The 21,147-nt window shown below is 63.1% G+C and carries 22 protein-coding genes; 21 read left to right on the forward strand and 1 reads right to left on the reverse strand.

All coding sequences use genetic code 11. The annotated features are described in order from the left end of the window. Window positions 1-165: 165 nt before the first annotated feature. The 18 genes from ACB030_RS14325 (at window position 166) to ACB030_RS14410 (ending at window position 18,437) form a co-directional block, all read left to right on the forward strand. The gene (locus tag ACB030_RS14325; RefSeq protein WP_371160669.1) at window positions 166-1,821 is read left to right on the forward strand and encodes a sigma-54-dependent Fis family transcriptional regulator; all 1,656 of its coding nucleotides are present in this window, start codon (window positions 166-168) and stop codon (window positions 1,819-1,821) included. 317 nt (window positions 1,822-2,138) lie between these two features. Beyond that, complete coding sequence (locus ACB030_RS14330) at window positions 2,139-3,419, forward strand: GGDEF domain-containing protein (protein ID WP_371160671.1); 1,281 nt, start codon at window positions 2,139-2,141, stop codon at window positions 3,417-3,419. A 136-nt stretch (window positions 3,420-3,555) separates the two neighbouring features. Continuing rightward, the gene (locus tag ACB030_RS14335; protein ID WP_371160673.1) at window positions 3,556-3,966 is read left to right on the forward strand and encodes a VOC family protein; all 411 of its coding nucleotides are present in this window, start codon (window positions 3,556-3,558) and stop codon (window positions 3,964-3,966) included. Window positions 3,967-4,068: 102 nt separating this feature from the next. Then, window positions 4,069-4,758 carry a phosphate regulon transcriptional regulator PhoB gene (phoB, locus tag ACB030_RS14340; protein WP_042654001.1) on the forward strand — a complete coding sequence of 230 codons (690 nt, stop codon included), beginning with the start codon at window positions 4,069-4,071 and terminating at the stop codon, window positions 4,756-4,758. Between the two features lie 8 nt (window positions 4,759-4,766). Continuing rightward, window positions 4,767-6,062, forward strand: a complete 1,296-nt coding sequence (gene phoR, locus ACB030_RS14345) for a phosphate regulon sensor histidine kinase PhoR (RefSeq protein WP_371160675.1) — start codon at window positions 4,767-4,769, stop codon at window positions 6,060-6,062. A gap of 337 nt (window positions 6,063-6,399) precedes the next feature. Next, window positions 6,400-7,374 carry a PstS family phosphate ABC transporter substrate-binding protein gene (locus ACB030_RS14350; protein ID WP_371160677.1) on the forward strand — a complete coding sequence of 325 codons (975 nt, stop codon included), beginning with the start codon at window positions 6,400-6,402 and terminating at the stop codon, window positions 7,372-7,374. A 152-nt stretch (window positions 7,375-7,526) separates the two neighbouring features. After that, the gene (locus ACB030_RS14355; RefSeq protein ID WP_205641273.1) at window positions 7,527-8,336 is read left to right on the forward strand and encodes a M48 family metallopeptidase; all 810 of its coding nucleotides are present in this window, start codon (window positions 7,527-7,529) and stop codon (window positions 8,334-8,336) included. After that, window positions 8,324-8,830: an N-acetyltransferase family protein gene (locus tag ACB030_RS14360; RefSeq protein WP_371160680.1), complete on the forward strand. Its 507-nt coding sequence runs from the start codon at window positions 8,324-8,326 to the stop codon at window positions 8,828-8,830. The genes ACB030_RS14355 and ACB030_RS14360 overlap by 13 nt, the downstream gene beginning before the upstream one ends. 110 nt (window positions 8,831-8,940) lie before the next feature. Continuing rightward, the gene (locus tag ACB030_RS14365) at window positions 8,941-9,843 is read left to right on the forward strand and encodes an ROK family protein (RefSeq protein ID WP_371160682.1); all 903 of its coding nucleotides are present in this window, start codon (window positions 8,941-8,943) and stop codon (window positions 9,841-9,843) included. 41 nt (window positions 9,844-9,884) lie between these two features. Further along, a complete protein-coding gene (locus ACB030_RS14370) occupies window positions 9,885-10,610 on the forward strand; it encodes a copper homeostasis protein CutC (protein WP_025327844.1) in 726 nt (241 codons plus the stop codon). Between the two features lie 181 nt (window positions 10,611-10,791). Further along, on the forward strand, window positions 10,792-11,403 hold the full coding sequence (locus ACB030_RS14375; protein ID WP_005324672.1) for an FKBP-type peptidyl-prolyl cis-trans isomerase: 612 nt from the start codon (window positions 10,792-10,794) through the stop codon (window positions 11,401-11,403). A gap of 145 nt (window positions 11,404-11,548) precedes the next feature. Continuing rightward, a complete protein-coding gene (locus ACB030_RS14380) occupies window positions 11,549-12,430 on the forward strand; it encodes an ABC transporter ATP-binding protein (protein WP_371160685.1) in 882 nt (293 codons plus the stop codon). A gap of 82 nt (window positions 12,431-12,512) precedes the next feature. Then, on the forward strand, window positions 12,513-13,526 hold the full coding sequence (locus ACB030_RS14385; RefSeq protein WP_371160687.1) for an ABC transporter permease: 1,014 nt from the start codon (window positions 12,513-12,515) through the stop codon (window positions 13,524-13,526). Continuing rightward, on the forward strand, window positions 13,523-13,822 hold the full coding sequence (locus ACB030_RS14390; protein ID WP_106886124.1) for a DUF2845 domain-containing protein: 300 nt from the start codon (window positions 13,523-13,525) through the stop codon (window positions 13,820-13,822). The genes ACB030_RS14385 and ACB030_RS14390 overlap by 4 nt, the downstream gene beginning before the upstream one ends. A 479-nt stretch (window positions 13,823-14,301) precedes the next feature. After that, complete coding sequence (locus ACB030_RS14395; RefSeq protein WP_106886125.1) at window positions 14,302-15,321, forward strand: amino acid ABC transporter substrate-binding protein; 1,020 nt, start codon at window positions 14,302-14,304, stop codon at window positions 15,319-15,321. A gap of 67 nt (window positions 15,322-15,388) precedes the next feature. Then, a complete protein-coding gene (locus tag ACB030_RS14400; protein ID WP_371160690.1) occupies window positions 15,389-16,576 on the forward strand; it encodes an amino acid ABC transporter permease in 1,188 nt (395 codons plus the stop codon). Window positions 16,577-16,585: 9 nt separating this feature from the next. Further along, a complete protein-coding gene (locus ACB030_RS14405) occupies window positions 16,586-17,680 on the forward strand; it encodes an amino acid ABC transporter permease (RefSeq protein WP_234571031.1) in 1,095 nt (364 codons plus the stop codon). A 13-nt stretch (window positions 17,681-17,693) separates the two neighbouring features. Beyond that, the gene (locus ACB030_RS14410; RefSeq protein ID WP_005328952.1) at window positions 17,694-18,437 is read left to right on the forward strand and encodes an amino acid ABC transporter ATP-binding protein; all 744 of its coding nucleotides are present in this window, start codon (window positions 17,694-17,696) and stop codon (window positions 18,435-18,437) included. Window positions 18,438-18,539: 102 nt separating this feature from the next. Here ACB030_RS14410 and ACB030_RS14415 read toward each other — a convergent pair whose 3' ends face one another. Further along, entirely contained in the window at window positions 18,540-18,755 is a 216-nt protein-coding gene (locus tag ACB030_RS14415; protein ID WP_205641279.1) for a DUF1107 family protein, read from the reverse strand. A gap of 196 nt (window positions 18,756-18,951) precedes the next feature. On the opposite strand from ACB030_RS14415, the gene yfcD reads away from it, so the two are divergent. The 3 genes from yfcD to ACB030_RS14430 all read left to right on the forward strand — a co-directional run bounded on the left by yfcD (window position 18,952) and on the right by ACB030_RS14430 (window position 21,116). Continuing rightward, window positions 18,952-19,452, forward strand: a complete 501-nt coding sequence (gene yfcD / locus ACB030_RS14420; RefSeq protein WP_371160693.1) for an NUDIX hydrolase YfcD — start codon at window positions 18,952-18,954, stop codon at window positions 19,450-19,452. 95 nt (window positions 19,453-19,547) lie between these two features. Further along, window positions 19,548-20,021: a peroxiredoxin gene (locus ACB030_RS14425; RefSeq protein WP_371160695.1), complete on the forward strand. Its 474-nt coding sequence runs from the start codon at window positions 19,548-19,550 to the stop codon at window positions 20,019-20,021. Between the two features lie 126 nt (window positions 20,022-20,147). Then, complete coding sequence (locus ACB030_RS14430) at window positions 20,148-21,116, forward strand: calcium/sodium antiporter (protein WP_371160697.1); 969 nt, start codon at window positions 20,148-20,150, stop codon at window positions 21,114-21,116. Window positions 21,117-21,147: the final 31 nt, after the last annotated feature.

Consider the following 21,147-nt stretch of genomic DNA (forward strand, 5'->3'; position numbering starts at 1 on the left):
GGCCGTGCCAGAGGGTCTGACCAGCGTACAAAAGGTTACAAAAACGTTATCAAACGGGGTGCGGCGGCGTATCTTGGTTAACCAATGAGCAAGGCGGTGCCGATAAAACTGTGCCGTTTCTGAACAGTGACCGTGACACTGTGCCCTTTGTGAACAGGAGGCGTGATGAGCGAGTTACCTCAATCCAGTCCCAGCCCGATCCAGCGCTCCTGGCAGCGTTGCCTGCATCAGGGCCTGCTCCGCCAGCAGAGCGCCGAGCTGGACTTGCTGCCCCAGGGAGAGCTGTCGGCCCGTCAGGAGCAGCACAAAACGCTTATCACCTGCTTCCAGCGCTTCGTGTTGCCGCTGTTTGCCCAGTTGCTGGCGGGCAGGCCTTGTCGCCTGCTGCTGTGTGACGGTGAGGGGGCCATTTTGGCCGCCAGCGGTGACGATGGCTTCGCCCGCCACGCCGAGCGGATCTTCTTGCGCAGCGGCGCCCGCTGGGGGGAGGCGAGCAAGGGCACCAACGCCATCGGTACAGCGCTGGCCGAGCAGAGTGAGGTGCAGGTGCTGGGGGCACAGCACTTCTTCGCCCAGCACAGCTTCCTCAGTTGCAGCGCCTGCCCCCTGCTCGGGCCGGACGGGCAACTGCTGGGGGTGCTCGACATCTCCACCGATGCGGCCCACCACGGCGGCGACATGCTGGGCACGGTTCGGCTCTTGGCCATGACCCTGGAAAATGCCCTGCTGGCGCGCCAACCGGGCTGGCTGGTGGATCTCGATCCCCAGAGTCTCTGGTCCGCCCGTCTGCTGCTGGGGGAGGGGGGCGAGCTGCTCGGGGCCAACCGGGCCGGACGGCTCTGGCTCGGCCAGCACCCCTTCGATGGCCGGCAACTGCTGCGCGATCGCCGCGGCCTGCGGCTGGAGCCCGAGCCGGTGGTGATTCAAACCGAAACCCAGCCCCTGCCAGCCGTTCCGGCCGGGGTGCCTCTCAAGATGCTGGAGCGGGGCATCTCGCTGCTCATCGAGGGGGAGACCGGCAGCGGCAAGGAGCACCTGGTGCGAGCCCTGCACCGAGCGTCGAGCCGACGGGACAAGCCCCTGGTGTGCGTCAACTGCGGCGCCCTGCCGGCCGATCTGGTGGAGGCCGAGCTGTTTGGCTACGTCGGCGGGGCCTTCAGCGGTGCCCGCAGCCAGGGCCGCCAGGGTTATCTGCGCGCCGCCCATGGCGGCATCCTGATGCTGGACGAGATCGGCGAGTTGCCGCTGCTGGCCCAGACCCGGCTGCTGCGGGTGCTGCAGGAGCGCAGCGTGACGCCGGTGGGCAGCCACAAACCCGAGCCGGTGGACTTCTGGCTGGTCAGCGCCAGCCACCGGGATCTGGCGGCCATGGTGGCGGCCGGGACGTTTCGCGAAGACCTCTACTACCGCATCTGCGGCTGGCGCCAGCAGCTGGCGCCGCTGCGGGCCTGGCCCCAGGGGGAGCGCCTGGGCTTGATCCAGTGTCTGCTCGCCGAGATGGACCCGGCCCTGCAACTGACGCCGCAGGCGGAGCAGCAACTGCTGGCCCATCCCCTGCCCGGCAACGTGCGCCAGCTCAAGCAGGCGCTGGAGGTGGCCTGCGTGCTGGCGGAAGGGCAGGGCTGGATTGAACCCGCCCACCTGCATCTGCCCGAGGTGGCCGCCATGCCGGCTCCCCGGGGCGCCACCACCTTGCGCGCGCAGAGCCGGCTTCGGGTGCAGCAGACCCTGGCAGAGTGTGGCGGCAACGTGAGCGAGGCGGCGCGCCGGCTTGGCATCAGCCGCACCACCCTCTACCGGGCGCTGCGGGAAGAGGGCTAGGGGTGTTGCCGCACAGCCTGCTTGTGTAGACTGGGGCTCTGCGATGATTTTTCTTTATTTTTCCATGGCATGGAGTGCTCAGTGGTGAAAGGAATGATGACATCGGGAACTCGCTTCCCCAGGAGCTGGCGTCCGCCTCTTGCGGTGCAATGCCGACAGGATTCAGCCCGGCGGATGGCAGGCGATGCCCTGCGGGCGGGCTGAGCCGACCAATCCCCCTGCGCCCACGAGGGCGCGTGTAACAACCTTGGATCTGGATCAGCACGGTGCAGAATGTCAAGGTGTAGAGTAAAAGCTCTTTTTCAGGTGTGATCGCCATGACCCCATCTTATTCCCGCATGACCAATCTGTTGTTCTGGAGCCTGCTGCTCGGCAGCCTGCTGGCCATACTGGCGTTCGAGTTCGGGCCTGAGCGGCGGCTGGACATCCTGAGCCAGGCCGGCATAGCCGCCAGGGCCCAGGATGATCGCGCCCATGGGGGCCACTCGGTGACGACGTTGATCGCCGGGGGCGACAAGCCTGCCATCGACTGCAAGTTGCGCGCGGGCCACAGCTCCCCCTTCTGTGAGCTGATCCTGACCCTGTCTGCCCCCGAGCGCGGGATGGATCTCTCCCACTTCAACGGCGTGCGGGTCAAGCTGAGGGTAGAGGGGGGCGAGCCGCAGAGCTGGCGCCTCTATCTGCGCAACTATGATCCCGCCTACTCGATAGCCGGGGACGAGGTCTCCCACAAGTTCAACGAGGTGCTCTTTCGTCCCGACGATTACGGCCGCATCCAGGACGTTCCCCTCAAGGTGTTCGCCCCCAGCTCCTGGTGGGTGCAACAGTACCGGATCCCGCTGGCGCAGCAGGGGCCGGATCTGCACCATGTCTATGCCATCGAGCTTGCCACCGATGACAAGATGCAGCCCGGGGACTACCGGCTGATCCTGGAGAAGCTGGAGCTCTATGGCCGCTGGGGCACGCCGGGGGACTTCTACCGCCAGTTGCTGCTGGGCTGGCTGATATACGGAATACTGCTGTTTCTGACCCAGTACCTGCTGATGGGGGATAGGCTTCGCACGGCCCGCGAGGCGCGGCTGGCGGCGGAGGCGCTCAGCCAGAGCCTGTGCGAGCAGTACCGCCGCACCGAGGAGGAGGCCCGCTACGATCCCCTGACCGGGGCCCTCAACCGGCTCGGTGGCGAGAAGCTCTTGAGCGAACTGGGGGAGATGCCGCTCTCCTTCATCTACATCGACATCGATCACTTCAAGGGGGTCAACGACACCCATGGCCATCCCATGGGAGACGAGGTGCTCAAGCACATGGTGAGCGAGCTGCTGCGCCATTGTGACAGCCTGTGCCGGCTGGTGCGCTGGGGCGGGGAGGAGTTCGTGCTGGTCTGCCTGCACTATGAGCAGGCGAGGGCCGAGGCGTTGGCCGAGCGGCTGAGAGGGGCGCTGGAAGCCTACAGGGAGTGGCCCCTCGGGCTCAGGATCACCGCCTCCTTCGGGGTGGCGGAGCGGCGCGGGGACTCCCCGGAGCTGACCCTCAAGCGGGCGGACGAGGCGCTCTATCAGGCCAAGAAACGGGGTCGCAACCGGGTCGAGGTCGGCTAGGGCGCAGCCCTGCCAACCGGCGAAGGGCCCTGCCTTCGCGCGGCACATTGCGGCTGGAGCACAGGCCCCCCAGCCGTTATGATGCGCGCCAGCCGGGGCGCGAGCCCCCTTCATTCATCTGTTGAGGAGTATTCCCATGGCACAACACCTGGGCGCTTTGGCCTTGCTGGTGGCCGATTATGACGAGGCCATTCGTTTTTTTACCGAGGGTCTCGGTTTTGCGCTGCTGGAAGACACGCCCCTCGATGAGCCGGGCAAACCGGGCAAGCGCTGGGTACGGGTCGCCCCGAAAGGCGCCCCCGGGTCGGCCCTGTTGCTGGCTCGCGCCGCAACCCCCGAGCAGCAGGCCGCCATCGGCCGGCAGGGGGGCGGCCGGGTCTTCCTGTTCCTCGAAACCGACGACTTCTGGGGCGATTACCAGCGGATGCTGGACTATGGCGTTCATTTTTGTGAACAGCCACGTAGCGAGCCCTACGGCACAGTGGTGGTGTTCGAGGACATCAGTGGCAACCGTTGGGACCTGCTGCAACTCGCTGCTGCCAGTTGAATCTGAAAACGTTTATCATCTCGCCTGTCATAAAGTCATAAAAGTGTCACAGAAAGTTCTAATAATTGGCGCACCCATCTTCACAGAGGAGAGAGAAGGGATATGGCTAAGCGAATTCTGGTGGTCGAGGACGAGGCACCAATCCGCGAGATGCTCTGCTTCGTGCTCGAGCAAAAAGGATATGAGACGATTGAGGCAGAAGATTATGCCGATGGACTGGCTAAGGTGCGTGAACCTTACCCCGAGCTCATCGTACTGGACTGGATGATGCCTGGTGGCAGTGGCATCCAGTTCATCAAGCAGCTCAAGCAGGACGAGGTGACCCGCCAGATCCCCGTGGTGATGCTGACCGCCCGTGGTGAGGAAGAGGACAAGGTGCGCGGCCTCGAGGCGGGCGCCGACGACTACATCACCAAGCCGTTCTCCCCCAAGGAGCTGACCGCCCGCTTGCACGCCGTGATGCGCCGGGTCTCCCCCACCTCGGTGGACGAGGTGATCGAGGTGCAGGGGCTCAAACTGGATCCTGTCTCTCACAGGGTCAGCGCCGAGGATAAGGCGCTCGACATGGGGCCGACCGAGTTCAAGCTGCTGCACTTCTTCATGACCCATCCCGAGCGGGTCTACAGCCGCGAACAACTGCTCAACAACGTCTGGGGCACCAATGTGTATGTGGAAGACAGGACGGTGGATGTGCACATCCGTCGTCTGCGCAAGGCCATCGAAGAGACCGGGCACGACAGATTGATCCAGACGGTGCGTGGAGCCGGATACCGCTTCTCAACCCGTCTCTAGGGGATAACATGTTGCAACCTTACGCCTGGCGGCGACAGTTGTGGCGAATGGCGTTCTTCTACGCCCCCTTCGTCTTGGTAGGTTGGTTGATAGAACACCTCTCCCTCTGCCTGCTGGTGGCGACTGTGCTGCACCTGGGTTGGCACTACCGCTTCCAGAAGCGGCTGTCGGACTGGCTGTGGCACGATCGCAGCCTGGTGCCGCCCCATGGCAGCGGCAGTTGGGAATACATCTTCAATGGCATCTACAAGTTGCAGCAGCGCCACCGTGCAAGGCGCCGCGAGCTGGCGGGTCTCATCCGCCGGTTCCGGGAAGGGGCCGAGGCCCTGCCCGATGCCGCCGTGGTGTTTCGCACCGACGGCAGCATCCTCTGGTGCAACCGGCTGGCGGAGCAGCTGCTCGGTTTTCGCTGGCCCGAGGATGCCGGCCAGCACATCGGCAACCTCATCCGTCACCCCGGCTTCGTCGCCTACCTCGGCAAGGGGCAGTATGACGAGCCGTTCGAGATGAGCTCCCCCATCAACGAGGAGAAGTTTCTCGAGTTTCGCATCATGCCCTATGCCGAGGATCAGGCCATGCTGGTGGTGCGGGACGTGACCCGGCTGCGCAGCCTGGAGAAGACCCGCAAGCATTTCGTCTCCAACGTCTCCCACGAGTTGCGTACCCCGCTCACCGTGCTCAAGGGCTATCTGGAAATGACCGAAGAGCCGCCACCCCCCGCCATGTGGGCCAAGGCGCACCGGGTGATGATGGAGCAGACCGTTCGCATGGACAACCTGGTCAATCAGCTGCTCACCCTGTCGCGCATCGAGGCGGCCCCGACCGTGGATCTCTCCCATCTGGTGGACATGCCCGCCATGCTGGGGCTGCTGGAGCAGGAGGCGCGGGCCCTGTCGGGAGAGAGTGCCCACCAAATTGAGTTCCAGGTGCAGCCCAATCTGTTCGTGAAGGGAGACCGGGACCAGTTGCGCAGCGCCGTCTCCAACCTGGTCTACAACGCCATTCACTACACCCCGGCCGGTCGCAAGATCACGGTGGAGTGGCGCAAGCAGGGGGCCATGGCGCTCTTTGTGGTGCAGGACCAAGGGGAGGGGATTGCCCCGGAACACCTGACGCGGCTCACCGAGCGCTTCTATCGGGTCGACAAGGCCAGATCCCGCCACACCGGCGGCTCCGGCCTTGGCCTCGCCATCGTCAAGCATGCCCTGAGTCATCACGATGCCCAGCTCGAGATAGAGAGCCGGGTCGGCCAGGGCAGCCGCTTCAGCTTCCTCATTCCCGCCAGGATGGTGGTAGTTAAATAGTCTTTTTTGACAAATAGTTAGCAATACAAAGGGGGCAGCGAGAGCGGCCCTCTTTTCATTTGGTCAAAAGCCTCGCCATGTCATTAAAGTGTCACATTAAATCCATAAATTTGTCACTGCCAGGTCAGATACTGGCGCCGTCTTAAGAACAGACCCAGCGTCACCTTGGGAAAGAGGGGACGGAATAAAACTCAACAATCTGACTGATGCAGTCGGGTTGACCACCGCAAGACAGTGTTAATCGGCGCCATGTATTGGCAATAGCCTTCTGTCACCTTGAAGAGAGGGACAGAAGGAAACTCAAGGCAGTCGCCTTCTGTAACTTTGGAGAGATTGGATGAAACTCAACAAACTGGCTGGTGTAATCGGATTCACCGCAGCAACCCTGTTTTCTGTCAGCGCGCTGGCTGCCGGTGTGGATAAAGATCTGCCGGATTACACCCCGACCAGTGGCATCTCGGGCAACCTGTCCTCTGTGGGCTCGGACACCCTGGCCAACATGATGACCTTCTGGGCCGAAGAATTTAAGCGCGTCTACCCCAACGTCAACGTGCAGATCCAGGCAGCCGGCTCTTCCACCGCCCCCACTGCCTTGACCGAGGGCGTCGCCCAGTTTGGCCCCATGAGCCGTGCCATGAAGGCCGGTGAAGAAGAGGCGTTCGAGAAGCGTTACGGCTACAAGCCCACTGCCATCCGCGTCGCGGTCGATGCCCTGGCGGTGTTCGTGAACAAGGACAACCCCATCAAGGGGCTGACCATGCAGCAGGTTGACTCCATCTTCTCCAGCACCCTCAAGTGCGGCGAAGCCAAGGCCGCCACCAAGTGGTCCGATCTGGGTCTGGATGGCAACTGGTCCAGCAAGGATCTGCAACTGTTCGGCCGCAACTCCGTCTCCGGCACCTACGGTTACTTCAAGGAGCACGCCCTGTGCAACGGTGACTTCAAGAGCGGCGTGAACGAGCAGCCGGGCTCCGCCTCCGTGGTGCAATCCGTCTCCGCTTCCCTGAACAGCATCGGCTACTCCGGCATCGGCTATGTCACCTCAGGCGTGCGCGCCGTACCGCTCTCCAAGGATGGCACGACCTTCGTTGAGGCGACCGCAGACAACGCCTTGACCGGCAAGTACCCGCTGTCGCGCTTCCTGTACGTTTACGTGAACAAGGCTCCGAACAAGCCGCTCTCCCCGATGGAGCAAGAGTTCGTGAAGATGATGCTCTCCAAGGCGGGCCAGACCATAGTCGCCAAGGATGGTTATGTACCGGTTCCTGCCAAGATCGCCGAAGCCGACCTGAAGAAGCTGGGCATCATGTAATCCCGCTTTCGCACTGCAGACAAACGAGCCCAAGCGGGCTCGTTTTTATTTTGGTGCCGCGGGATCTTTTTGGTCGCATGGGGTGGCGCCTGGCTTGCACCGGACGGCAGCATTCCCGAGAATAGGGCAACTTCATGGTAAAGGACCTCCCTATGCGTGCATCTTCCCTGTCCAAATTCGGCCTGGCGGCCTTGTGCAGTGCCCTGCTGGCCAGTTGTGCCCAGTCGCCGACCGGCCGCAGCCAGATGCTGCTCTTCTCCCCCCAGCAGATGAACCAGCTGGGGGCCGACTCCTTCGAGCAGATGAAGAAGCAGGAGAAGGTGAGCCAGGATACCAGGGTGAATGCCTATGTCTCCTGCGTGGCCAAGGCGGTCACCGCCCAGGTGCCTGCCAGCTATGGCATCACCAGCTGGGAGGTGGTGGTGTTTGACTCCAAGGAGGTCAACGCCTTCGCCCTGCCCGGCGGCAAGATCGGCGTCTACAGCGGCCTGCTCAAGGTCGCCAAGAATCAGGATCAGCTCGCCACCGTCATCGGCCACGAGCTGACCCACGTGCTGGCACAGCACTCCAACGAACGTCTCTCCCGGGATCAGCTGACCGGCATAGGGCTGGCGGTGGCCGATGCCGCCATCGGCAGCAGCCAGGGGGGCGGTGCCACCATGGCGGCGCTCGGTCTCGGGGTCCAGGTGGGGATCGCTCTGCCCTATGGCCGGGCTCAGGAGAGCGAGGCCGACAGGTTGGGGCTGGATCTGATGGCTCGCGCCGGCTTCAATCCGGCCGAGGCGATCCCCCTGTGGCAGAACATGAGTGCCGCCGCCGGTGGCAAGGCGCCGCCCCAGTTGCTCTCCACTCACCCGAGCGATGAGAACCGCATCACCGAGTTGCAGGCCCAACAGGCTCAGGCAGAGCCCCTGTATCGGCAGGCCCGTGCCGCTGGGTTGACTCCCCAGTGCAAGGCATAAGCCTGCGGCTGGCCCGTCCCGCCGATGCCGCCGCCATGACGGTGATGCAGCGGGCCAGCTGGCTGGCGGCCTATGGCGGCGTGCTCGGTGAGGATCTGCTGGCCCAGCTGGCGGTCACCGAGCATCTGCAGATCTGGCGCCGCCGGCTCGCCGAGCCGGCCCCCATTCCCATGCTGCTCTGTCAGGACGAGGTGGTCATCGGCCTGCTCTATTGGCACCCTGTCCATGAGGAGGGGCTGATGACGGCGCGCATCCGGGCGCTCTATCTGCACCCGGATCACTGGCGTCGGGGCCATGGCAAGCGACTGTGGCAGGCGGTGGCGGTGCAGATGCGCCGGGCCGGTTGCGAGTGCGCCAGGCTATGGCTGCTCGATGGCAATCACATCGGCGAGGGGTTCTATCTGCGCCGCGGCTTCGTGTTTGACGGCCAGGAGCGCACCCTGACGAGCCTGGGACAGCCCTGTCTTCAGCGGCAAATGTTCCGTTTGCTTTGAGCTGGCTCCCGTTTTTCGCCCATGATCACTTTATTTTTTTTGCGAATTAATACAATGTGCCCCATCTGGACAGACTGAGGTGACCCGGTTCACCGGCAAGGGAGTGTGGCATGTATTACGGATTTGATATTGGTGGTACCAAGATTGCGTTCGCTGTGTATGACGGTGGCCTGAACCTCTGTCACGAAGAGCGCATGAGCACTCCCGGCAAGGATTACGAGGGGCTGCTGCAGCTGATCCTGACGCGGGTCGAGGCGGCGGACGCCCGTTTCGGTGCTAAAGGTGCCGTCGGCATCGGTTTTCCCGGCATCATCAATCGCCTGGATGGGAGCATAGTGGCGGCGAACCTGCCCGCCATTCACGGTCGTCATCTGGGGGCTGATCTGGCCGCACGACTGGCACGCACCGTCAGCGTCGACAACGACGCCAACTGCTTCCTCTGGTCCGAAGTGCACCAGGGCGCCGCCGCCGAGGCCGAGAGTGCGCTGGGGGTGACCATTGGCACCGGCATAGGTGGCGCCGTCTATCTGGCGGGCAAGCTGATCCAGGGCCGCAACTGGCTGGCGGGGGAGATAGGCCATTACCCGCTGCCGGCCACCATATTGATGAAATATCCCGACCTGCCCCGTCCCCGCTGCGGCTGCGGCCGCCTGGTCTGTTTCGAAACCTATGCCTCTGGCACCGGCCTGGAGCGGCTCTATCACCACTTTAACGGCGAGCGCGCCAGTGGTCACCAGATAGTCGCCCGCGTCGAGGCTCGGGAACCCGCAGCGCTCTCGGCCATCGACTGCTGGCTGGAGATCCTGGCCGCCGGGCTCGCCACCGCCATCTCGGTGATAGACCCCGAGGTGGTGGTGCTGGGGGGCGGCCTCAGCGGGCTGCCCGCCCTGTATGAAGAGCTGCCCAAGCGTCTGCCCGGCCACCTGCTACCCGGCGTCGCCCTGCCTGCTATCCGCCAGGCCCGCTTCGGCGGCGCCGGTGGCGTGCGTGGCGCCGCCCTGCTGAATTTATGAGATCAGGCACTGGGTCTGATCTCCCCGGATAAGGAGTCATCATGACCCGTCTTGAAATCTGCATCGACAACCTGGAATCCCTGTTCACCGCCCAGCAAGCCGGGGCGGATCGCATCGAGCTCTGCTCTGCGCTGGGGCTAGGTGGTCTCACCCCCTCCTATGGTTTCATGCAGCAGGTGGCGCGCCACGCCACCATTCCCGTCTACGCCATGATCCGCCCCCGTGCCGGGGATTTCTGCTTCAGTGCCGCCGAGTTCGAACTCATGTTGCTGGACATCGCCGCCGCCCGGGCAGCAGGCTTGCAAGGTGTGGTGGTGGGTCTGCTGGACGAGGGGGGCAGGGTGCCTGCCGCCCAGTTGCAACAGCTGGTCGAGGCGGCCGGTCCCCTGGGTGTCACCTTCCATCGTGCCATCGATCTCAGCTCCAACTGGCGCGCCGATCTGGAGACCATAGTGGCGGCCGGCTGTGAGCGTATTCTGAGCTCCGGGCATGCTCCGACCGCCCTGGCGGGTCTGGAGACCCTGCAGGCGATGCAACAGACCCTGGCGGGCCGCGCCAGCCTGATGCCCGGCGCCGGGGTCAATGCCGACAACGTGCGCACCATACTCGAGTTCACCGGGGTGAGCGAGGTGCACATGTCCGGCATGGGCTGGCGCGGCGGCATGGTGCCCCACGGAGTGAACATGGGCACCTCGGACGACGGCCGGGTCAATATCACCGACGGCGCCAAGGTGGCCGCGGTGAGGGCCCTGCTGGATCGCGCCTGAGTCAGTCTGTGGCTGGGCCGTCTCTTCTCCCTTCTCTCCTCGCGGGAGAAGGGCCGGGGATGAGGGGGATGTGAAGTGCCTCCCACTGGCGGGGAAATCAGGACGGCAGCCGGCAGCACCTCGCCAAAAAGTCTGATATTATCCCGTCTCTTTTACCCTCAGGACCCGGAGCAACATCTCAATGTCCCAATACGACTCTATCGAACAGAAGGCCAGCTATGGCATCGGCCGCAACATGGGTGATCAGCTGGCGCAGCAAGCCTTCGCCGGTCTGGATATCCCTGCCCTGCAACAAGGTCTGGCAGATGCCCTGAACGGCCTGGAGTTCGCGGTCAGCCGTGACGATATCAATGATGCCTTCCAGGTCATCACCGCCCGCATGCAGGAAGAGCAGGAAGCCGTTGCCAAGGCCGCCGCCGCCGATGGCGAAGCCTTCCTGGCCGACAACGCCAAGCGCGCCGACGTGAAAGTGACCGACTCCGGTCTGCAATACGAAGTCATGGTAGAAGGCAACGGCGCCGTGCCGGTGGCCGGTCAGTCCGTGCGCGTGCACTACCACGGTACCTTCACCCACGGTGGCGTGTTCGACAGCTCGGTTGCTCGCGGCCAGCCTGCCGAATTCCCGGTCACCGGCGTCATCGCCGGCTGGGTGGAAGCGCTGCAGATGATGCCGGTTGGCTCCAAGTGGAAGCTCTACATTCCGCAGGATCTGGCCTACGGTGCCCGTGGCGCCGGCTCCATCCCGCCGTACTCCGCTCTGGTCTTCGAAGTGGAGCTGCTGGACATCCTGTGATCCGGCTGGCGTGATGCAAACGGCGACCCCTGGGTCGCCGTTTGTTTTTGCGCGCCGCCACGCCCCGGTGGATGAGCCATGGCCTTCTCGGGAGATTTGGATATAGTCAGGACGTCGCACTCTCGGCCACCCAGGGAGACAGGCCATGGCCGCCATCATCGAAGTCGTCGATCTCATCAAGCACTTCCCCGGCGTGAAGGCGGTGGACGGACTCAGCTTTGCCATTCCCGCCGGGAGCTGTTTCGGCCTGCTCGGCCCGAACGGGGCGGGCAAGACCACCACCATAGAGCTGCTCGAGGGGATCCTTACCCCGGACAGCGGCCAGATCCTGTTTCATGGCGCCCCGCGCGGCCCCGACTATCGCTCCCGCATCGGCATCCAGTTCCAGCACACCGCGCTGCAGGATTTTCTGACGGTGCGCGACACCCTGCGCCTCTTCGCCAGCCTCTATCCCAACCCCCTGCCACGGGAGCTGCTCATCGAGCTGTGCGCCCTTGGGGAGTTCATCGACAGGGACAGCCGCAAGCTCTCCGGCGGCCAGCGTCAGCGCCTGCTGCTGGCCCTGGCTCTGCTCGGGGATCCCGAGCTGCTGTTTCTGGACGAACCCACCACAGGGCTGGATCCCCAGGCTCGCCACCACTTCTGGCAGCGCATCGAGGCGATCAAGGCCCAGGGCAAGACGGTGGTGCTCACCACCCACTACATGGACGAGGCCCAGCAACTGTGCGATCGCATCGCCATCGTGGATCACGGCCATCTGCTCAGCCTGGATACCCCTGCCGCCCTGCTGGCTCACCACTTCGACGGCGTGCTGGTGCGCCTCGCGGATCACCCGGCCCTCGCTAGCCTGGGTTATCCGCTGCGGCCCCACGGCGATCAGGTGGAGCTGAACTGCCCCGATGTGGCGGCCTTGCTGCCACGGCTGCTGAGTCTGGGGGTACCGCTGACCGGCATGCAGGTGCGCTCCCCCAATCTGGAGGATCTCTTCCTGCACCTGACCGGCCATAGCCTGAGGAGCGGTGCATGAGTGGATCGATGAATTGTGGCAGTGCACTGTTGCTTGTTTACCCTCGGTCAGCTCTAAGGGGTGAGTGCAGGAGGCTTGGCTCATGAACGGATCGCTGAAGCGTATCGGTGCGCTCTTCTACGCACGCAACCTGGAGTTCGTGCGCGACAGGGCTGCCCTGGTCTGGAACCTGCTCTTTCCGCTCTTGCTGGTGATTGGCTTCTCCCTCATCTTCTCGGGCCCCCCCAAGCCGCTGGTGCAGATAGGGGTGGTGGGGGAGCTGACAATGGCCTATCAGCCCCTGACCCATATCCCGCTGCTCAAGCTCATCCCCTATGACGACGAGGCGAGGGGCGTCCTCAAGGTGCGCCATCATCAGCTGGACTTGCTGCTGTCACCGGCGCGCGGCCACTACTGGGTCAACCCGGATGCCCCCCAGGGGGCCATGGCCGAATACCTGCTGCGCCAGGCGGTGCAGGAGCCCCTGCAAAGAGAAGCCCTGAGAGGTCGGGCCATTCGCTATGGCGACTGGTTGCTGCCCGGGGTGATCGGCATGAACCTGATGTTCTCCGGCCTGTTCGGGGTCGGCTTCGTCATCGTGCGCTATCGCAAGAACGGGGTGCTCAAGCGCTTGCGCGCCACCCCGCTGTCGGCGGCCGAGTTTCTCTGCGCCCAGTTGTTGTCGCGGGTGCTGATCACCCTGGTGGTGAGCCTGCTGGTCTTCCTGGTGGCTTACTGGCTGCTGGATGTGCCCCTGCTCGGCTCTGGCTGGCTGCTGCTCTTCATCGCCCTGGTCGGCGGGACCGCCATGGCTTCCCTCGGGTTGCTCATCGCCGCCCGCATTCAGAACGAGGAGCTGGCGAGCGGTTTGCTCAATCTCATCAGCTTGCCCATGATGTTCTTGTCCGGCGTCTGGTTTTCGCTGGAGGGATCTCCCCCCTGGTTGCAGGCCGTGGCGGCCCGCCTGCCCCTCAGCCAGATCATCGAGGCGGCCCGCGCCGTCATGCTGGAAGGGGCGGGCTGGCAGTCGGTGGCGGGGATGCTGGCCCAGGTCATGGTGTTTGCCCTGGTGTGTATCATGCTGGGGGCGGCGTTATTCAAATGGAGCGCAAAATGAAGCCAATACTGTGGTTGCTGCTGGTGGCGACGCTGCCGGTGGATGCCGGCACCCTGCGCTGCAAGAGCGCCCTGCTGACCGAGGGAGACACCACGGCCGAGCTGCTGATCCGCTGTGGTCAGCCGATGCTCAAGGAGGACCTGACCCGTTTTGAGGAAAACGGCTTCGGGGCGCGGATGACGGTCAAGTATGCCGAGCGCTGGACCTACAACTTCGGCAGGAGCGAATTCATGCAGTTCGTCACCGTCGAAAACGGCGTCATCACCGAGATTGAAGACGGCCCCCGCGGCGGTTGAGCCGCGAACCGACCTCGGGTCGGAACCCCGAGATTGAGGCCCTTGTCCTGGTCTCGCCTCCCGCCACAGAGTCCCTTTGGAACCTGGTTGTCCCCCCGCCATCACACCATATCGACGCAGCCCAATATTCGCTCCTGACTCCCCGTGTTGGGGCTTGCGGGCAGAAAAGTGAGCTTGATGAGTCAGTTGGAGTCCGATTTCGCTGCCCCATCCCGGTGCGCCCCATTTTTTTGCGAAAATAATCCTCACAGTGGGAGTGGCCTTTAACAGCAGGCTATTTGGTGAATAAGGGTCTACTTTTGATTCTGAGAGTGCATATAGCCCCGTGCGAACATTTTGTGCTGTTGCACCACTGTTGTGCCGGGTTGCACCGATTGACAGGTTTTTGAAGCGCTGGATAAGCTGCAAAAAAGCAGGGAAACGATGGCATCTTGCTCGGTTTGGGTGCCAATTCGAATCAAACCACAGGGAAGAGTGACATGAAGCAGATACACAAGGCAGGTATGGTGATAGTGCTGTCGCTGGCGGCAGCCAATGTCTGGGCAGAGGGGACCCTGGATGCCGTGAAGAAGAAGGGGTTTGTGCAGTGCGGGGTCGGTGATGGGCTGCCCGGTTTCTCCAATCCGGACGCCAAGGGCACCTGGACCGGGCTGGATGTGGACGTGTGCCGTGCGGTAGCCGCGGCCGTGCTCGGGGATGCCGGCAAGGTCAAGTATGTCTCCCTCACCGCCAAGGAGCGTTTCACCGCCCTGCAATCCGGCGAAGTGGACTTGCTGTCGCGCAACACCACCTGGACCCTGACCCGGGACGGCTCGCTGGGTCTGACCTTCGCCGGGGTGAACTACTACGATGGTCAGGGCTTCCTGGTCAACAAGTCCCTCGGGGTCAAGAGCGCCAAGGAGCTGGACGGGGCCGCCGTCTGCATCCAGTCCGGCACCACCACAGAGCTCAACCTGGCGGATTACTTCCGCGCCAACGGCGCCATGAAATATACCCCTGTGGTGTTCGATACCTCGGATCAGACCGTCAAGGGCTTCGAGGCGGGACGTTGCGACGTGCTGACTTCGGATCAATCCCAGCTCTACTCCCTCAAGATCAAGTTGACCAAGCCGGAGGATGCCGTGGTGCTGCCCGAGGTCATCTCCAAGGAGCCGCTGGGCCCGGCGGTGCGCCAGGGTGACGAGCAGTGGTTCAAGGTGGTGCGCTGGAGTCTCTACGCCATGCTCAACGCCGAAGAGGCCGGTGTGACCAGCGCCAACGTGGACGAGATGCTCAAATCCACCAACCCGGACATTCGTCGCCTGCTGGGGCTGGAAGAGCCCAAGGGCGCTGTGCTGGGGCTGGATGACAAGTGGGCCTACAACATCGTCAAACAGGTCGGCAACTACGGCGAGTCCTTCGATCGCAATGTTGGCGCCGGCTCTCCCCTGAAGATCGACCGCGGCATCAACGCGCTCTGGAACAAGGGTGGCCTGATGTATGCCCCGCCCATCCGCTAACTAGACAGCTGTCGGGGGGCCTGGCCCCCCATTTCCCCCTTGCCCTGGCTTTGTCGGAGTCATCCTCATGGCGATACAAGCATCAAACCATAGGAAAGAACAGGGCCGCTGGTGGTATGACGCTAAGGTGCGGGCGCAGATCTTCCAGTGCCTGGCCATTGCGGCCGTTCTCGCGTTTCTGTTCTACATCATCAACAATGCCCTGACCAATCTGGCGACCCGTGGCATCACCACAGGTTTCGATTTTCTGGGCAACACCGCCGGATTCGGCATCTTGCAGAGCCTGATCCCCTACGATGAGACCTATACCTTCGGTCGCACCTTCGTGGTCGGCCTGCTCAATACCCTGCTGGTCTCGGTGCTCGGCATCCTGTTCGCCACCCTGCTCGGTTTCGTGCTCGGGATAGCGCGGCTGTCCCGCAACTGGCTGGTGGCCAAGATAGCCACCGTCTACATAGAGACGTTTCGCAACATTCCGCTGCTGCTGCAGATCTTCTTCTGGTACTTCTCGGTGCTGCGCACCCTGCCGTCACCCCGTGAGAGCGTGGAACTGGGAGGGCTCGCCTTCTTGAACGTGCGGGGCTTCTATCTGCCCAAACCCTTGTTTGAAGAGGGATTTGGTTATGTGCTTTGGGCCTTGCTGCTCGCTGTCGTCCTGAGCTGGGGGCTGAGCCGCTGGGCAAGGCGCCGTCAGGCGCTGACCGGCAGGATCTTCCCGTTCTGGCGCAGTGTGGCCGCTCTGGTGATCCTGCTGCCCGCCATCGCCTTCCTGCTGGCGGGCAGCCCGCTCTCCTGGAGCGTGCCGGCCCTGCAGGGCTTCAACTTCCGGGGTGGCTTGACGGTACTGCCCGAGCTCGCGGCGCTGCTGCTGGCGCTCACCATCTATACGGCGGCCTTCATCGCCGAGATAGTGCGATCCGGCATACTGGCCATCAGCAAGGGGCAGACCGAGGCTGCTTCCGCCCTCGGGCTCTCGCCCACCAAGACGCTGCGGCTGGTGGTCATTCCCCAGGCGATGCGGGTCATCATACCCCCGTTGACCAGCCAGTATCTGAACCTCACCAAGAACTCCTCGCTGGCCACCGCCATCGGTTATCCGGATCTGGTCTCGGTGTTCATGGGCACCACCCTCAACCAGACCGGGCAGGCCATCGAGGTGATCGCCATGACCATGGGGGTCTATCTCATCATCAGTATCACCACCTCAGTCCTGATGAACATCTACAACCGCAGGATGACGCTGGTCGAGCGCTAGGGAGCTGTCATGTTTGTGAACGAGTTGCAGGAGGCGTTGCCGCCTCCCAATCATCGCCGGGGGCTGGTCGCCTGGATCAGGCAGAACCTCTTTCCCAACTGGTGGAACGGCCTGCTGACCCTGGTGCTGGCCTATCTGCTGCTGCCACTGCTCTGGTCGGCGCTGGACTGGGCTATCTTCTCCGCCAACTGGCAGGGAAGCAGTCGTGCCGATTGCGCCCAGGGCGGGGCCTGCTGGGTCTTTATCGAGAGCCGTCTGGGGCAATACCTCTACGGCTTTTACCCGGCCGACCAGTATTGGCGCATCAATCTGGCCTTCGCCGGTCTGGCCGTGCTGCTGGCGCTGCTGATCTGGCCGCGTACCCCGCGCAAGGGCTGGCTGGCGCTCTTTACCCTGCTGGTGTTCCCTGTCATCGCCTTCGTGCTGATCCACGGCGGAGCCGGTCTGGAGGTGGTGGAAACCAACCGCTGGGGCGGCCTGATGCTGACCCTGGTGCTGGCGGTGGTGGGCATAGTGGTCGCCCTGCCATTCGGGATCCTGCTGGCATTGGGGCGCCGCTCCCACATGCCGGTCATCTCCAGCCTCTCCACCGTCTATATCGAGTTCTGGCGGGCGGTGCCGCTCATCACAGTGCTCTTCATGGCCTCCGTCATGCTGCCGCTGTTCATGACCAGCGAGGTGGAGCTCGACAAGCTGCTGCGGGCGCTCATCGGCATCATTCTGTTCCAGGCGGCCTATGTGGCCGAGGTGGTCAGAGGGGGGTTGCAGGCGATCCCCAAGGGGCAGTACGAGGCGGGTGAAGCCCTGGGGCTCTCCTACTGGAAGGTGATGGGATTGGTCATCATGCCCCAGGCCCTCAAGATCACCATTCCCTCCCTGGTGAACACCTTTATCTCCCTGTTCAAGGACACCAGCCTGGTGCTGATCATAGGGCTGTTCGATCTGCTGGCCATCTCCAAGGTGGCGCTGGCAGATCCGGCCTGGCTGGGCTTCTCCACGGAGGCCTATGTATTCATCGCCATGATCTTCTGGATGTTCTGTTTTGGCATGTCCCGCTACTCCATCTATCTGGAGCGCAAACTCAACACCGGTCACAAGCATTAGGAGTAGTTTCGAGATGAAAACGGACGCTGTGGTAGAACTCAAGGACGTCAACAAGTGGTACGGTGAGTTTCATGTGCTGCGCAACATCAATCTGCAGGTGGGCAGGGGGGAGAAGATCGTCATCTGCGGGCCCTCGGGCTCGGGAAAGTCCACCATGATCCGCTGCATCAACCGGCTGGAGGAGCATCAGAGCGGTGACATCCTGGTCAAGGGTACGGCCCTGACCTCGGATCTCAAGAACATAGAGACGGTGCGCCGCGAGGTGGGCATGGTGTTCCAGCACTTCAATCTCTTTCCCCACCTGACGGTGCTGGAGAACTGCTGCCTGGCCCCCATCTGGGTCAAGCAGTTGCCGCGCAAGGAGGCGGAGGAGATCGCCATGACCTTCCTGCGCCGGGTCAGGATCCCGGAGCAGGCCCTCAAGTACCCGGGCCAGCTCTCCGGCGGTCAGCAGCAACGGGTCGCCATCGCCCGCAGCCTCTGCATGAATCCCCAGGTGATGCTGTTTGACGAGCCGACTTCGGCGCTCGATCCCGAGATGGTGCGCGAGGTGCTGGATGTGATGGTGGAGCTGGCCCACGAGGGGATGACCATGCTCTGCGTCACCCACGAGATGGGCTTTGCCAAGCAGGTCGCGGACAGGGTGATCTTCATGGATCGCGGCCAGATCATCGAGGAGAACGTGCCGGATCAGTTCTTCGACCACCCCCAGTCGGAGCGGACCAAGCTGTTTCTCTCCCAGATCCTGCAGCACTGATGAGGATAAGGCGCGGCCCGTCCTATGGAAAATAGCCCGCACGCTCGGTGAGCGGCGGGCAAAGACGTGCATGGAAGCAGATCACAAACGGAAAGGAGTATGTCAGCCCGGCAACAGGGTGCTGGTGCGCAGATCGCGCACGGCCAGGTTGATCTGCCGGGCCAGGCTCAGCGCCTGACGGCAGTTCAGCGTCTTCACATCGATGACTCCCCCCTTAAACTCGAATCGTCCCAGTGCCTCGACCATGAAGCTGCCGTGATGGAAGCTTTTGATATAGCGGGCAATTCGACGAGGAGACAACTGCTTGAACACCTTCATGGCAAGAGACCCTGTTGTTTGGACAGGGCACACTATGCCGCCTCACCGTGACACTGATGTGACACTTGATAAAGGTTTGTATGAATCCTTGTTGCGGTGTGCTGGCGTCCTGCTCCCGGCGTTGAAAAAGTTGTGCCGCCCCTGGCTCCGGCCCCGATATACTGCGGCCATCGCAGGTTGGACAAAGGTGCCGCACGTGGAGTGGGTGGACGTAGTAGACGAGCAGGACAGGGTGATCGGGGTGGCCGAGCGCGCCCGGGTGCGCCAGGAGAACTTGCGCCATCGCGCCAGCTATATCCTGGTGCTCGATGAGGCTGGGCGCGTGCTGGTGCAGCGGCGCACCCCGAGCAAGGATTTTTGCCCCGGCATGCTGGACGCCTGCGCCGGTGGCGTGGTGACAACTGGGGAGGCGATGGAGCCCTCCGCCCGGCGCGAGCTGGCCGAGGAGCTGGGGATCCATGACGTGCCCCTGCACGACTTCGGCACCTTCTACGCCGAGGGGGAGGCGAGTGGGGGAGGTTATCGGGTCTGGGGCGGTCTGTTCAGTTGCCATTATCAGGGGCCGCTGCAACTCCAGGCGGAGGAGGTGAGCGAGGTGCACTGGATGAGCCTGGCCGAGATAGCCGAACGGGCCGATGAATTCACCCCGGATTCGCTGCTCGCCATCGCCACCTGGCAGGCGCGGCGCTCGGCATAAGGCAGAGGTTCTTGCCGCCGACAGGGGAGCCGGTGTCGTCTCATTCCGGGTTGGAGTAGACTGAACCTCTTTCAGCTACTTAAGGACGAGACATCATGATCACGGTCGGTCAATCCCTGCCCGCAGGGGAATTTACCTTCATCACCGCTGAGGGCAAGCAGGTGCAAGACAGCCAGGCCCTGTTTGCGGGCAAGAAGGTGGTGCTGTTCGCGGTGCCGGGGGCCTTCACCCCCACCTGCTCCAACGCCCATCTGCCGGGCTATGTGGTGCTGGCGGACGAGTTCAAGGCCAAGGGCATCGATGCCCTCTATTGCCTGTCGGTCAACGATGCCTTCGTGATGAGGGCGTGGCAGGCGGCCCAGAATGCTGACGCCATCACCATGTTGGCGGATGGGGACGGCAGCTGGACCCGGGCCCTGGGCCTTGCCAAGGAGACCGGTGCCTTCGGCGGCCTGCGTGCCCAGCGCTTTGCCCTGATAGCCAATGACGGCGTGGTCGAGCAACTGTTCGTGGAGGCTCCCGGCAAGTTCGAGGTTTCCGATGCCCCCAGTCTGCTGGCTGCACTCTGAAATCATCAATCGGCGTTTGATTTTCCCTTGAAAAGGCAAGTCGGACCGTTACACTGTGCCCAACTTGGAAGGGGGTCAGGTTCAATACCTGACTCCTGTTTTTTCATCTGATGAGATAGAGAGATTATGACCCTGGCTGTTGTTGCCCTGATTGCCGGACTGGCGCTGCTGGTCTGGAGTGCAGACAAGTTTGTGGACGGCGCTGCGGCGACCGCCCGTTATGCCGGCATGCCGCCGCTCTTGATCGGCATGGTGATCATCGGTTTTGGTACCTCGGCCCCCGAGATGGTGGTCTCGGCCCTGGCCTCCATGCAGGGTAATCCGGGTCTGGCCCTGGGCAATGCCTATGGCTCCAACATCACCAATATCGCCTTGATCCTGGGTCTGACTGCCCTCATCAGCCCCATCGCCGTCTCCTCCCAGGTGGTGCGCAAGGAGATCCCGATCCTGCTCGGCATTACCCTGCTCTCCGGCGCCCTGCTGATTGACGGCCACCTGGGGCGCACCGATGCCTTGATCCTGGGGGGGGTGTTTGTCGTGCTGATGGGCTGGTCCATCTGGGCCGGTATCACCGGCAAAGGTGACGCCCTTGACGCCGAAGTCAATGAAGATATCGACAGTGAGGCTATGCCGCTGAAGAACGCCATCTTCTGGCTTATCGTCGGACTGGTGCTGCTGGTGGGAGCCTCCCGTTTGCTGGTGTGGGGCGCCGTCACCATAGCCCAGGCCTTTGGCATCAGCGACCTGGTGATTGGTCTGACCATAGTGGCGGTGGGGACCTCACTGCCTGAGCTCGCCTCCTCCCTGATGGCCATCAAGAAGAAGGAGCACGATCTGGCGCTTGGCAACGTGCTCGGCTCCAACCTGTTCAATACCCTGGCTGTGGTGGGCATAGCCGCCGGCATAGCGCCGCTGGATGTGGATCCGGCCGTGCTCTCCCGTGACTGGAGCCTGATGATGGGCTTGACCCTGCTGCTGCTGGTGATGTGCCTGGGCCGCAAGGGGCAGGGGCGGATCAACCGCCTGGAAGGGGGCATACTGCTCGCCATCTTCGTGGCCTACACCGGCTGGTTGCTGACCAGCCAGTTCATCTAGTCCCGTTCACGGGGACACAACGAAAGAGGGG

Origin of the sequence: Aeromonas sp. S16(2024), assembly GCF_041403065.1 — a bacterium.
GTDB lineage: Bacteria > Pseudomonadota > Gammaproteobacteria > Enterobacterales > Aeromonadaceae > Aeromonas.

Bases quoted from the DNA above. Each gene is read 5' to 3' on its own strand.
- ACB030_RS14325 (WP_371160669.1), top strand. From the start codon at position 166: ATGAGCGAGTTACCTCAATCCAGTCCCAGCCCGATCCAGCGCTCCTGG.
- ACB030_RS14330 (WP_371160671.1), top strand. From the start codon at position 2,139: ATGACCCCATCTTATTCCCGCATGACCAATCTGTTGTTCTGGAGCCTG.
- ACB030_RS14335 (WP_371160673.1), top strand. From the start codon at position 3,556: ATGGCACAACACCTGGGCGCTTTGGCCTTGCTGGTGGCCGATTATGAC.
- phoB (WP_042654001.1), top strand. From the start codon at position 4,069: ATGGCTAAGCGAATTCTGGTGGTCGAGGACGAGGCACCAATCCGCGAG.
- phoR (WP_371160675.1), top strand. From the start codon at position 4,767: ATGTTGCAACCTTACGCCTGGCGGCGACAGTTGTGGCGAATGGCGTTC.
- ACB030_RS14350 (WP_371160677.1), top strand. From the start codon at position 6,400: ATGAAACTCAACAAACTGGCTGGTGTAATCGGATTCACCGCAGCAACC.
- ACB030_RS14355 (WP_205641273.1), top strand. From the start codon at position 7,527: ATGCGTGCATCTTCCCTGTCCAAATTCGGCCTGGCGGCCTTGTGCAGT.
- ACB030_RS14365 (WP_371160682.1), top strand. From the start codon at position 8,941: ATGTATTACGGATTTGATATTGGTGGTACCAAGATTGCGTTCGCTGTG.
- ACB030_RS14370 (WP_025327844.1), top strand. From the start codon at position 9,885: ATGACCCGTCTTGAAATCTGCATCGACAACCTGGAATCCCTGTTCACC.
- ACB030_RS14375 (WP_005324672.1), top strand. From the start codon at position 10,792: ATGTCCCAATACGACTCTATCGAACAGAAGGCCAGCTATGGCATCGGC.
- ACB030_RS14380 (WP_371160685.1), top strand. From the start codon at position 11,549: ATGGCCGCCATCATCGAAGTCGTCGATCTCATCAAGCACTTCCCCGGC.
- ACB030_RS14385 (WP_371160687.1), top strand. From the start codon at position 12,513: ATGAACGGATCGCTGAAGCGTATCGGTGCGCTCTTCTACGCACGCAAC.
- ACB030_RS14390 (WP_106886124.1), top strand. From the start codon at position 13,523: ATGAAGCCAATACTGTGGTTGCTGCTGGTGGCGACGCTGCCGGTGGAT.
- ACB030_RS14395 (WP_106886125.1), top strand. From the start codon at position 14,302: ATGAAGCAGATACACAAGGCAGGTATGGTGATAGTGCTGTCGCTGGCG.
- ACB030_RS14400 (WP_371160690.1), top strand. From the start codon at position 15,389: ATGGCGATACAAGCATCAAACCATAGGAAAGAACAGGGCCGCTGGTGG.
- ACB030_RS14405 (WP_234571031.1), top strand. From the start codon at position 16,586: ATGTTTGTGAACGAGTTGCAGGAGGCGTTGCCGCCTCCCAATCATCGC.
- ACB030_RS14410 (WP_005328952.1), top strand. From the start codon at position 17,694: ATGAAAACGGACGCTGTGGTAGAACTCAAGGACGTCAACAAGTGGTAC.
- ACB030_RS14415 (WP_205641279.1), bottom strand. From the start codon at position 18,755: ATGAAGGTGTTCAAGCAGTTGTCTCCTCGTCGAATTGCCCGCTATATC.
- ACB030_RS14425 (WP_371160695.1), top strand. From the start codon at position 19,548: ATGATCACGGTCGGTCAATCCCTGCCCGCAGGGGAATTTACCTTCATC.
- ACB030_RS14430 (WP_371160697.1), top strand. From the start codon at position 20,148: ATGACCCTGGCTGTTGTTGCCCTGATTGCCGGACTGGCGCTGCTGGTC.